At 73.0% G+C, this 12,227-nt stretch carries 8 protein-coding genes; 3 read left to right on the top strand and 5 right to left on the bottom strand.

What is annotated here, in order from left to right; genetic code table 11:
• Window positions 1-1,229, bottom strand: a 1,229-nt coding sequence (locus ACWEVO_RS04670; RefSeq protein ID WP_452306205.1) for a hypothetical protein, incomplete at its 3' end; no start/stop codon positions are given.
• Between the two features lie 118 nt (window positions 1,230-1,347).
• Between ACWEVO_RS04670 and ACWEVO_RS04665 the strand changes: the two genes are divergently transcribed.
• Entirely contained in the window at window positions 1,348-2,388 is a 1,041-nt protein-coding gene (locus ACWEVO_RS04665; RefSeq protein ID WP_452306204.1) for an App1 family protein, read from the top strand.
• Window positions 2,389-2,640: 252 nt separating this feature from the next.
• Here the strand turns inward: ACWEVO_RS04665 and glgB are convergent, their stop codons facing one another.
• From glgB to glgA, 3 genes are all read right to left on the bottom strand, one after another.
• Window positions 2,641-4,743: a 1,4-alpha-glucan branching protein GlgB gene (gene glgB, locus ACWEVO_RS04660; RefSeq protein WP_452306203.1), complete on the bottom strand. Its 2,103-nt coding sequence runs from the start codon at window positions 4,741-4,743 to the stop codon at window positions 2,641-2,643.
• Entirely contained in the window at window positions 4,731-6,827 is a 2,097-nt protein-coding gene (locus ACWEVO_RS04655; protein ID WP_452306202.1) for a maltotransferase domain-containing protein, read from the bottom strand. The genes glgB and ACWEVO_RS04655 overlap by 13 nt, the downstream gene beginning before the upstream one ends.
• Before the next feature lie 151 nt (window positions 6,828-6,978).
• Complete coding sequence (gene glgA, locus ACWEVO_RS04650; RefSeq protein ID WP_452306201.1) at window positions 6,979-8,187, bottom strand: glycogen synthase; 1,209 nt, start codon at window positions 8,185-8,187, stop codon at window positions 6,979-6,981.
• Between the two features lie 95 nt (window positions 8,188-8,282).
• Between glgA and glgC the strand changes: the two genes are divergently transcribed.
• Both glgC and pgm read left to right on the top strand, forming a co-directional pair.
• A complete protein-coding gene (glgC, locus tag ACWEVO_RS04645) occupies window positions 8,283-9,515 on the top strand; it encodes a glucose-1-phosphate adenylyltransferase (RefSeq protein ID WP_452306200.1) in 1,233 nt (410 codons plus the stop codon).
• Between the two features lie 27 nt (window positions 9,516-9,542).
• Window positions 9,543-11,186, top strand: coding sequence for a phosphoglucomutase (alpha-D-glucose-1,6-bisphosphate-dependent) (pgm, locus tag ACWEVO_RS04640; protein WP_452306199.1), 1,644 nt, complete (start codon window positions 9,543-9,545; stop codon window positions 11,184-11,186).
• Between the two features lie 3 nt (window positions 11,187-11,189).
• Here the strand turns inward: pgm and ACWEVO_RS04635 are convergent, their stop codons facing one another.
• Window positions 11,190-12,119: an NAD(+)/NADH kinase gene (locus ACWEVO_RS04635; protein WP_452306198.1), complete on the bottom strand. Its 930-nt coding sequence runs from the start codon at window positions 12,117-12,119 to the stop codon at window positions 11,190-11,192.
• Window positions 12,120-12,227 lie beyond the last annotated feature (108 nt).

Below are 12,227 nucleotides of genomic sequence, written 5' to 3'. Positions count from 1 at the left end.
ACCCGCAGCCGGTGGCGACGGTCAATGGCAGGCGTTGCCGGCGTCAGGCCGGGTAGAGCTCGTCGCGGATCCGGGCGGCGTCCCCGCACGGCCTGCCGGGCGGCCAACCAGAGCGGCCAGAGCACCGCCGGCAGGGAGACCTGCAACACCGACAGGTACCGGGCGTTGCCCAGCGGATCGGTGGCGGCGAGTGGGCTGCGGACGTACCCGAGCAGCGTCAGCGCGGCCCCGACGACCAGGGCGACCTGCGCGACCGCCCGGATCCGGCCGCCCGCCCCCGCCGCCCGCCGGTACGCGACCACCCCGAGCCCGGCGGCGGCCACCAGCAGCAGCAGGTACAACGGGCCGAACCACTCCTGCCAGCGGGCGCAGCCGTCCACCGGGCAGAGCCCGGAGGCCAGTGGCACCCCCTCCAGCAGCCCGCCGTGCAGCCGCGCGGACAGCGACGGGGCCACCCCGTCCTTGGTGCTGATCTCCCGAAACACCGAGAGCGAGTCCTGCCCGTCCGGGGCGACCACGTTGTCCTTGATCATCGGGGCGACGCCGGCCAGGAACCCGACCAGCAGCAGCACTCCCGGCCAGCCGACCAGGTCCCGGGGCGCCGCCCAGACCAGCACCACCCCCGCCACCGCCAGGTACGGCACGATCAACCAGTCGGACCAGAGCGCCACGCCGGCGAGCAGCCCGAACAGGCCGGTGGCCAGCCAGCGGTGCCGCACCCGGCGCTCGCCGAGCGCCACCGCGATCAGCAGCATCGCCAGCACGGCGGGCTTCACCTCGGGCCGCCCGCCCACCACGGTGAGCTGGTCCCGCACCACCCGCTCCGAGCCGAGCGCCAGCAGCCCCACCACGAAGGCGGCCAGCCACGGGGAGAAGAGCCGGCGGGTCAGCCGGTAGGCCAACCACAGGAAGACCGCGTAGAGCACGAGCAGCGGCAGCCGCAGCACCGGCCAGCTCGGCCCGGCCAGCCCGACCAGCGGCGCGGCCAGGTACGACTCGAGCATGCCCATGTAGCGCTGGCCGTAGAGGAAGACCGGTCGCTCGTGGCGGGTGGCGATGTGCAGCGCCGCGAGCCCGAAGGTGGCCTCGTCGCTGTTCGAGGCGGGCAGCGTCAGCAGGGTGAGGACCAGCCGGTAGCCGACCCCGGCCACCCCGAGCAGCAGGGCCACCACCGCCGGCCGGTCGAGCGTCGGACGCCAGCGCCCCGGGTCCCGCACTGGTGTCGACACGACCACGCCCCCGTCGTCGCCTGCGACCGCAGTCTGTCACGGCGGCGGCGGGCGGCGGGGTGGATCGGCGCAGACGACTCGCGTGGCCGGTCCCGTCCGGTTGTGGCAGATTGGCAGCGTGCCACCCACACCACCGGACCAACTGGCCGTACCCCAGCTGCACCGGGCCGCACGCATCGAGGACGCCGTGCACGGCCTGGTGGAACGCCGGCTGCGGCGCACCGGGTGGCAGGTCAACATCATCGCGTACGCCGGGTACGGCGCCCCGGGCTGGGCGCGGGTGCTCTGCCGGGTGCTGCTCGGCCGGCCCGACACCCGGCAGCGCGGGCGGCTGGAGAAGGTCCGCGGCTGGCGCAGCTTCGCCACCCTGCCCGCCAAGTACGCGAAGGTCACCATCGAGGCCGGTGGGGTGCGCACGGAGGCGACCGCCGACCGCAGCGGCTTCGTCGACACGGTCATCGAGGCGGACTTCACCCCCGGCTGGGGCTGCGTACGTCTCAGCGTGCCGGACGCCGAGCCGGTCGAGGCGCTGGTCCGGATCCTCGACCCGGAGGTCCGGTTCGGCATCCTCTCCGACATCGACGACACGGTGATGGTGACCGCGCTGCCCCGGCCGCTGCTCGCCGCCTGGAACACCTTCGTCCTCGACGAGCACGCCCGCGCCGCCGTCCCCGGCATGGCGGTGCTCTACGAGCGCCTGGTCACCGCCCACCCGGGCGCGCCGGTCTTCTACCTCTCCACCGGCGCGTGGAACGTCGCGCCGACGCTCACCCGGTTCCTGTCCCGGCACCTCTACCCGGCCGGGCCGCTGCTGCTGACCGACTGGGGGCCGACGGCGGACCGCTGGTTCCGCAGCGGACGGGAGCACAAGCGGGCCACCCTGGCCCGGCTGGCCCGGGAGTTCCCGGACGTTCGGTGGCTGCTGATCGGCGACGACGGGCAGCACGACCAGGAGATCTACCGCGAGTTCGCCGCCGCGCACCCGGACAACGTGGCCGGGGTGGCGATCCGCCGGCTGTCGCCCACCCAGTCGGTGCTGGCCGGTAGCCTGCCCGCCCCACCCGGCCGGCCCTCGGCCGGGCCGGTGGGGCAGAAGTGGCTCGCCGCCCCCGACGGCGCCGGCCTGTGGAAACTCCTCCGCGAAGCCGGCCTCGTCTGACCCGTCCCGCTTCGTCGGATCCCCGGCCGTATCGCTACGCACCGTAGTGCCCAAGCCGGCGAGAACTGGTGCGACCGACATGTCTCTCGGACATGAACATGTCCCACAGACATGTCGGTCTGAAGCCTGGCCTCGGCCCGTGCGGGTGCCCGGCTCAGGCGGTGGCGGCCTCGCTGGGTGCGGCGGCGGAGGTCCGGATGCCGAGCGCGGTGAGGCGTTCCCGGGCGGCGGGCACCGTGCCGGGGCGGGGGATCAGTCGCGGCGGAGCCAGAGCACGCCGAGCGGCGGGACCCGCAGCGCCACCGACGCCACCATGCCGTGCCACGGCACGTTCTCCGCCTGCACCGCGCCCAGGTTGCCGACACCGGAGCCGCCGTAGTGCTGCGCGTCGGTGTTCAGCACCTCGGTCCAGGTGCCGGCGGCGGGCAGCCCGACCCGGTAGCCCTCCAGCGGCCGCGCGGAGAAGTTGGCCACGCAGACCAGGGTCCCGCCGTCCGGGGCGATCCGGATGAACGAGACGGTGTTGTTGGCGACGTCGTCGCCGGCGATCCAGCGGAAGCCGGCCGGCTCGGTGTCCTGCGCCCAGAGCGCCGGGGTGGCCCGGTAGGCCCGGTTGAGGTCGCCGACCAGGCGCTGCACCCCGGCCCGGGCCGGATCGTGGGTCAGGTACCAGTCGAGGCCGCGCTCCTCGCTCCACTCCCGGTCGTCGGCCAGCTCGCAGCCCATGAAGAGCAACTGCTTGCCGGGGTGCGCCCACATGTACGCCAGCAGCGCCCGCACGTTGGCCAGCCGCTGCCAGGTGTCGCCGGGCATCTTGCCGGCCAGGGAGCCCTTGCCGTGCACCACCTCGTCGTGGCTGATCGGCAGCACGTAGTTCTCGCTCCAGGCGTAGGCCAGGGAGAAGGTGAGCTGGTGGTGGTGGTGCTGCCGGTAGATCGGGTCCTTGGAGGTGTAGAGCAGGGTGTCGTGCATCCAGCCCATGTTCCACTTGAAGCCGAAGCCCAGCCCGCCCTCGGCGGTGGGCCGGGTCACCCCGGGCCAGGCGGTGGACTCCTCGGCGACCATCACCACCCCGGCGTGCTGTTTGTAGACCGTGGCGTTGACCTCCTGCAGGAAGGCGATCGCCTCCAGGTTCTCCCGCCCGCCGTGCACGTTGGGCACCCACTGCCCCTCCTGGCGGGAGTAGTCGAGGTAGAGCATCGACGCCACGGCGTCGACGCGCAGCCCGTCGACGTGGAACTCGGCCAGCCAGTACAGCGCGTTGGCGACCAGGAAGTTGCGCACCTCCCGGCGGCCGAAGTCGAAGACGTACGTGCCCCAGTCGGGGTGCTCGCCGCGGCGCGGGTCCGGGTGCTCGTAGAGCGGGGTGCCGTCGAACCGGGCGAGGGCCCACTCGTCCTTGGGGAAGTGCGCCGGCACCCAGTCGAGGATCACCCCGATGCCGGCCTGGTGCAGCCGGTCCACCAGGTGGCGGAAGTCGTCCGGGTCGCCGAACCGGGCGGTGGGGGCGTAGTAGCCGGTGACCTGGTAGCCCCAGGAGCCGCCGAACGGGTGCTCCATCACCGGCAGGAACTCCACGTGGGTGAAGCCGAGTTCGGTGACGTACGCGGTCAGCTGCTCGGCCAGTTCGCGGTAGCCGAGGCCGGGCCGCCAGGAGCCCAGGTGCACCTCGTACACGCTCATCGGCTCCTCGTGCGGCCGCCGCCGCGCCCGCCGGGCGAGCCAGTCGGCGTCGCCCCACTCGTACCGGGAGGCGTGCACCACCGAGGCGGTGGCCGGCGGGACCTCGGTGCGGGCGGCCATCGGGTCGGCCTTGTCCCGCCAGTGTCCGTCCGGGCCGAGGATGCGGTACTTGTAGCGGGCGCCGGCCGGTACGCCCGGCACGAAGACCTCCCACACGCCGCTGGAGCCGAGCGAGCGCATCGGCCAGCCGTCGTCCGGCCCCCAGCCGGTGAAGTCGCCGACCACCCGCACACCCCGGGCGTTCGGCGCCCAGACGGTGAACGCCACGCCCTCGTCGAACAGCCGGGCGCCGAGCGCCTCCCACAGCCGCTCGTGCCGTCCCTCGCCGATCAGGTGCAGGTCCAGCTCGCCGAGGGTGGGCGGGTAGCGGTACGGGTCGTCGTGCACGGCGCCGTCCACCTCGACCCGGTAGTCGAGCACCTCGCCGGGGAGCACCGCCTCGAAGACGTCGAGGTCGTGCACCCGCTTCATCGGGTGCCGCTCGTCGCCGACGAGCAGGGCCACGGCACCGGCGCCGCGGCGCATGGTGCGGATGGTGGTCCGCCCGTCGGCGGGATGCGCGCCGAGCACGGCGTGCGGGTCGTACGCCTCGCCGGCGATCAACTGGTCCATCGTGCGTCGTCCTTCGCGGCCGGTGCGGTCGGGGCGGTGCCGCCGGACAGGTCGGCGGGTACGTCTTCGACGGTCAGGTCGGGCGTCGCCGCCGCCGGCGGCTCGGGTTCGGCCGGCGGGACGGGACGGCGCACGGTCAGCACGTGCGCGGGTTGCAGGTACGGGTCGAGCCGGACGGCGTTGCGCTGCCCCCAGTCGTAGCTGGCCCCGGTCAGCTCGTCGTGCACGGTGAACCGCTCGTGCCAGTCGAAGCCAAGCGCCGGCATGTCCAGGGTGGTGTTGCCCCACTGCACGGAGTGCGAGTCGAAGGAGCAGACCACGATGACGGTGTTGCCGGTGTCCGGGTCGTGCTTGGACCAGCAGAGCAGCGCCGGGTTGTCGATGTCGTGGAAGCGCAGGTTGCGCAGCCGGTGCAGGGCCGGGTTGTCGCGGCGTACCCGGTTGAGGGTGGCGATGAACGGGGCCAGCGAGCGGCCCTGCTCCTGCGCGCCGGTCCAGTCCCGGGGGCGCAGCTCGTACTTCTCGTTGTCCAGGTACTCCTCGGCGCCGGGGCGGGCCACGTGCTCGAACAGCTCGTAGCCGGCGTACATGCCCCAGGACGGGGAGAGCAGGGCGGCCAGCACCGCCCGGATCTTGAACATCGGTGGGCCGCCGTGCTGGAGCGACTCGTGCAGGATGTCCGGCGTGTTGGGCCAGAAGTTCGGCCGCATGTAGTCGGCCGCCGCGACCAGCTCCGCGCAGTACGCCCGCATCTCCGCCGCCGTCGTGCGCCAGGTGAAGTAGGTGTACGACTGGGTGAAGCCGATCTTGCCCAGGCCGTGCATGATCGCCGGGCGGGTGAACGCCTCGGCGAGGAAGAGCACGTCCGGGGCGACCGCCTTGACCTGCCAGATCAGCCAGTGCCAGAAGTCGAACGGCTTGGTGTGCGGGTTGTCCACCCGGAAGATCCGGATCCCTTCGCCAACCCAGTGCAGCACCACCCGCAGGATCTCCGCCCGGATGCCCTCCGGGTCGTTGTCGAAGTTCAGCGGGTAGATGTCCTGGTACTTCTTCGGCGGGTTCTCCGCGTAGGCGATGCTGCCGTCGGCCCGGGTGGTGAACCACTCGGGGTGCTCGGTCACCCACGGGTGGTCCGGGGCGCACTGCAGCGCCAGGTCCATCGCCACCTCCAGGCCCTGCTCGGTTGCGGCGGCGATGAACTCGCGGAAGTCCTCCGGCGTACCCAGGTCGGGGTGGATGGCGTCGTGGCCGCCCTCGGCGGCGCCGATCGCCCACGGCGAGCCGACGTCGTCCGGCCCCGCGGTGAGGGAGTTGTTGCGGCCCTTGCGGTTGACCCGTCCGATCGGGTGGATCGGCGGCAGGTAGAGCACGTCGAAGCCCATCGCCGCGACGCCCGGCAGGCGGTCCATGGCGGTGGCGAAGGTGCCCGACCGGGCGGGCGCGTCGACGGTGGCCGGGATCGCGCCCTCGGAGCGGGGGAAGAACTCGTACCAGGCGGAGAAGAGCGCCCGGGGGCGGTCCACCCAGAGCCGGTACTCGTCGCCGGTGGTGACCAGCTCGCGGACCGGATGGTCCCAGAGCAGCGGGGCCAGGTCGAGCGCGGGGCCGACCCGGCGGGGCAGGTCGAGGTCCGCGTCGCGCAGCCCCTTGGCGGCCGCCCGGACCCGCTCCCGGTCGGCGTCCGGGACCAGGTCGAGGGCCGCCTCCAGCACCCGGGCGCCCTCGGCCAGGTCGTTGGCCAGCTCCGCCGGGCCCTGGCCGGCGGCGACCTTCTTGGTGACCGCGTTCTGCCAGGTCAGGTACGGATCCTGGAACGCCTCGACGGTGAACCGCCACTCGCCGACCGCGTCCGGGCGGATGGTGGCGTGCCAGCGGTCCTGGCCCGGCTCGCCGGGGCGCATCCGGGTGAACGGGCGGGCCACGCCGTCCGGGCCGAGCCAGACCACGTTGCAGCCGAGCGCGTCGTGGCCCTCCCGGTACGCGCGGGCGGACACCGGCACCAGCTCGTCGACCACCGCCTTGGCCGGGTAGCGACCGCAGGCGACGACGGGGGAGACGTCTTCGATCGGGAACCGTCCAGTCACCGGTTCAACCTACTGCGCGAGATCGCTTCGCGCTCGGGTCGCCGGCCGCTCCCACCCGTCGGAAGATGCGCTGCGGTCGCGCTTTGCGGCACGTCGTGGCTTCCCGGATCGGGGAGGGGCCGACATGCCGCAACCGGTGCGACGCCCCGGGTCAGCCGGCGGCGCCCACGGACCGGTAGATCTCCATCGTGCGCTGCGCGATGGTGTCCCAGGAGAAGTGCTCGACGGCCCGGCGCCGGCCGGCGAGGCCGAACTCCTCGGTCCGCTTCGGGTCGGCCAGCAGCTCGTTGATCGTCGCCGCCAGGTCGGCCACGAACCGCTCCGGGTCCAGCGGCCGCCCGCTGCCGTCGGTGGCCTGCTCGATCGGCACGAGCAGGCCGGTCTCGCCGTCGGCGACCACCTCCGGGATGCCGCCGGTGGCGGTGGCCACCACGGCCGTCTCGCAGGCCATCGCCTCCAGGTTGACGATGCCCATCGGCTCGTAGACCGACGGGCAGACGAAGATGGTGGCGTGGGTGAGCACCTGGATCACCTCGTGCTTGGGCAGCATCGCGGCGATCCAGACCACCCCGGAGCGGCTGGCCCGCAGCTCGGCGACCAGCTCCTCCACCTCGGCGGCGATGTCCGGGGTGTCCGGGGCGCCGGCCAGCAGCACCAGCTGGGTGTCGGCGGGCAGCTCGCGGGCCGCGCGCAGCAGGTACGGCAGGCCCTTCTGCCGGGTGATCCGCCCGACGTAGACCACGCTCGGGCGGCCCGGGTCGATGCCGAGCCGGTCCACCACGTCGGTTGCCGGGTCCGGGGCGTACTGCGCGGTGTCGATGCCGTTGTGGACCACCCGCACCCGGTCGGTGTCCACGTCCGGGTAGGCGGTCAGCACGTCCCGCTTCATCCCCGCGCTGACCGCGATGATCGCGTCGGCCGCCTCGTACGCGGTCCGCTCGCACCAGGAGGAGAGCGCGTACCCGCCGCCGAGCTGCTCGGCCTTCCACGGGCGCAGCGGCTCCAGGCTGTGCGCGGTGACCACGTGCGGCACCCCGTGCAGCAGCTTCGCGGTGTGCCCGGCCAGGTTCGCGTACCAGGTGTGGCTGTGCACCACGTCGGTGCCGGCGCAGCCGGCCGCCATCTCCAGGTCGACGCCCATGGTCCGCAGCGCCGGGTTCGCCGCGGCCAGCTCCAGCGGCTCCGAGTACGCGGTGACGCCCGGCTCGTCGCGCGCCGCGCCGAAGCAGCGCACCCGCACGTCGGCGAGGCGGCGCAGCTCCCGCGCCAGGTACTCGACGTGCACCCCGGCGCCGCCGTAGACCTCCGGCGGGTACTCCCGGGTGAGCAGGTCGACACGCAGTCGGGCGGAATCGCTCATGACCGGCACCCTAGTGCAGAAGCGCGCCCCGCACCCGGTGCGGAACTGTGCCCGTACGAGTGGTGAAGTCGGGGCGGGATGGATAGCGTCTGGGCATGGCTGCCAAGGTGCTCGCGATCGTCCTGGCCGGCGGGGAGGGCAAGCGCCTGATGCCCCTCACCACCGACCGCGCGAAGCCGGCCGTCCCCTTCGGCGGGATGTACCGCATGGTCGACTTCGTCCTCTCCAACCTGGCGAACGCCGGCTTTCTCAAGATCGTCGTGCTGACCCAGTACAAGTCCCACTCGCTGGACCGCCACATCTCCAAGACGTGGCGGATGTCGACCATGCTCGGCAACTACGTCACCCCGGTGCCGGCGCAGCAGCGCCGCGGCCCGTGGTGGTTCGCCGGCTCGGCCGACGCGATCTACCAGAGCTTCAACCTGATCAACGACGAGCAGCCGGACCACGTGATCGTCTTCGGCGCGGACCACATCTACCGGATGGACCCCCGGCAGATGGTGGAGGACCACATCGCCTCCGGCGCCGGGGTGACCGTGGCCGGCATCCGCCAGCCGCTGTCGACGGCCGACCAGTTCGGTGTGATCGAGGTCGGCGCGGACGGCCGGCGGATCCGCGCGTTCCGCGAGAAGCCCACCGACGCGGTCGGCCTGCCCGACGCGCCCGACCAGATCTACGCCTCGATGGGCAACTACGTCTTCAGCACGAAGGCGCTCTGCGAGGCGGTCGAGCGCGACGCGGAGGACAAGACCAGCAAGCACGACATGGGCGGCAGCATCATCCCGATGTTGGTCGAGCGGGGCGAGGCCAACGTCTACGACTTCAAGGACAACGAGGTCCCCGGCAGCACCGACCGGGACCGCGGCTACTGGCGGGACGTCGGGACCCTCGACTCCTTCTACGACGCCCACATGGATCTCATCAACGTCCACCCGGTGTTCAACCTCTACAACTTCGACTGGCCGATCTACAGCAACCAGCCGCCGTACCCGCCGGCCAAGTTCGTGCACGCCTGGGGGGAGCGGGTCGGCCGCGCGGTGGCCTCGATGGTGTCGCCCGGCTCGGTGATCTCCGGCTCGCTGGTGGAGAACTCGATCGTGTCGCCGCGGGTGAAGGTCCACTCCTGGGCGCACGTGGACAGCGCGGTGCTCATGGAGGGTGTCGAGATCGGCCGACACGCGGTCGTCCGCCGGGCCATCCTGGACAAGAACGTCTACGTTCCCGAGGGCGCCGAGATCGGCGTCGACCTCGAGAAGGACCGGCAGCGCTACACCGTCTCCGACAACGGCATCGTCGTGATCGGCAAGGGTCAGCGCGTCGAGCTCTGACCGCCCGTACCCGAGGAGGATCCCGCAGTGGCCCACCCCCGCGCCGGCCAGCCCGCCGAGCCCGCCGACCTGGTCGACGTGCCCCGGCTGGTGACCGCCTACTACGCCGAGCACCCCGACCCGGCCGACCCGGCGCAGCAGGTCTCCTTCGGCACGTCCGGGCACCGGGGGTCCAGCCTGCGCAACGCCTTCAACGAGGACCACATCCTCGCGGTCACCCAGGCGCTCTGCGACTACCGCCGCGAGCAGGGCCTGGACGGGCCGCTCTTCCTCGCCCGGGACACCCACGCCCTCTCCGCCCCCGCCGAGGCCAGCGCGCTGGAGGTGCTCGCCGCCAACGACGTCACGGTGCTGCGGGACAGCCGGGACGGCTACACCCCCACCCCGGCGCTGTCGCACGCGATCCTCACCCACAACCGCGGCCGCACCGGCGGGCTCGCCGACGGCATCGTGATCACCCCGTCGCACAACCCCCCGTCCGACGGTGGGTTCAAGTACAACCCCACCAACGGCGGGCCGGCGGACACCGACGTCACGAAGTGGATCCAGGACCGCGCGAACGCCATCCTCGCCGCCGGGCTCAAGGAGGTGAAGCGCGTCCCGTACGCGCGGGCCCGCGCCGCCGACACCACCGGGACGTACGACTTTCTCGCCCGGTACGTCGACGATCTGCCCGCGGTGCTGGACGTCGACGCGATCCGCGCCGCCGGGGTGCGGATCGGCGCCGACCCGATGGGCGGGGCGAGCGTGGCCTACTGGGGCGAGATCGCCGAGCGGCACCGTCTCGACCTGACGGTGATCAACCCGACCGTCGACCCGACCTGGCGCTTCATGACCCTCGACGGGGACGGCAAGATCCGGATGGACTGCTCCTCGCCGAACGCGATGGCGTCGCTGATCGCCGCCCGCGACCGGTTCCAGGTCTCCACCGGCAACGACGCCGACGCCGACCGGCACGGCATCGTCACCCCCGACGGCGGCCTGATGAACCCCAACCACTACCTGGCCGTGGCGATCGGCCACCTGTTCCGTACCCGGGACCAGTGGGGCCCGTTGGCGGCGGTCGGCAAGACCCTGGTCTCCTCCTCCATGATCGACCGGGTCGCCGCCGACCTCGGCCAGCCGCTGCTGGAGGTGCCGGTCGGCTTCAAGTGGTTCGTCCCGGGCCTGCTCGACGGCGCGGTCGGCTTCGGTGGCGAGGAGAGCGCCGGCGCCTCCTTCCTGCGCCGGGACGGGAGCACCTGGACCACCGACAAGGACGGCATCCTGCTCTGCCTGCTCGCCTCGGAGATCATCGCGGTCACCGGGAAGACCCCCAGCCAGCACTGGGCCGAGCTGGCCGAGCGCTTCGGCGCCCCCGCGTACGCCCGGATCGACGCCCCGGCCAGCCGCGAGCAGAAGGCCGTCCTCGGCAAGCTGTCCCCGGAGCAGGTGACCGCGACCGAACTGGCCGGCGAGCCGATCACCGCGATCCTCACCACCGCGCCCGGCAACGGCGCCTCGATCGGCGGCCTGAAGGTCAGCACCGAATCGGGGTGGTTCGCCGCCCGGCCGTCCGGCACCGAGGACGTCTACAAGATCTACGCCGAGTCGTTCCAGGGGCCGGAGCACCTCGCCCGGATCCAGGAGGAGGCCAAGGCGTTGGTCGACGGGGTGCTCGCCACGGCGTGACGGTCAGCGGGGCGGGGGCAGCTCCCGGCGGTTGAGCTGCTCCCGCAGTCCGTCCGGCAGCAGTTCCCGCAGCTGGTCGGGGAGCAGCGGCAGGTCGAGCAGGCTCAGCTTGAGCTGGTTGCGTTCCTGGTAGCGGCGCGGGTCGAGGCGCACCACCAGCCCGGCGTCCCGGACGTACCGGACGTGCACCGCGCCCTCGGTGGCCGCCTCCCGGATGACCAGCCCGTCCATCTCCACCGCCACGGGCGCCGAGTCGGGCCGCAGCTCCAGGTGGACGGTCTCGTCGGGGGAGAGCACCACGGACCGGGAGATCCCGGCCATCGGCGCCGACGGGGTCACCACCACCGCCTGGGTGGCCGGGGAGATCAACGGCCCGCCCGCCGCGTAGCTGTACGCCGTCGAACCGGTCGGCGTGCTCACCACCAGCGCGTCGCAGCGGTAGTAGCCGTAGCGTTGCCCGTCGACCGCGAGGGTGGCGGTGACGAAGCCGGCGCCCGGATGGCGGACCAGTGCGATGTCGTTGAACGCGACCACGTCGTCGCCGCACACGTCGCAGGCGAGGCAGGCGTGCGACTCGACGGTGAAGTCGTGCATCACCAGCCGCTCCAGCGCCCGGGGCAGCTCCGGCGGCTCGACCTCGACCAGGAAACCGAGCCGGCCGAGGTGCACGCCGAGCACCGGCTTCGGGTCCCGGATCGCGGAGCGCAGCGCGCCCAGCATGGTGCCGTCGCCGCCGATGCTGATCAGCGCGTCCGACCGGGCGGCGAGCTGGTCAGCGGGGACCAGCTGCACCGACGGCGGGACCCGGTGCCGGTCCTCGGCCCGGACGGCCAGGGTCTTGCCGTGCTGGGCCGCCCACCGCTCGATGATCCCGACCACCTCGGCAACGTCCCTGGTCGGGTGCAGGACCAGCCCGAACACGTAGCCCGCCACCGGTACAGCTCACCACATCGGCGGGCGGCCCGGCGGGCGTACCGGAATGCCTCCTCCCCGCCGGCCGGCGCGGTACGCGGGCCCGCCGGCGGCCGGCGTTTCGGCCCG

The organism is Micromonospora sp. NPDC003776 (genome assembly GCF_053605645.1).
The sequence above is the reverse complement of the archived record's forward strand: the minus strand, read 5'-3'. Positions and strand labels throughout refer to the sequence as shown.

Excerpts from the sequence above, each read along its gene's own strand:
- glgB (WP_452306203.1), bottom strand. The coding sequence starts at position 4,743 with ATGGACCAGTTGATCGCCGGCGAGGCGTACGACCCGCACGCCGTGCTC.
- glgA (WP_452306201.1), bottom strand. The coding sequence starts at position 8,187 with ATGAGCGATTCCGCCCGACTGCGTGTCGACCTGCTCACCCGGGAGTAC.
- glgC (WP_452306200.1), top strand. The coding sequence starts at position 8,283 with ATGGCTGCCAAGGTGCTCGCGATCGTCCTGGCCGGCGGGGAGGGCAAG.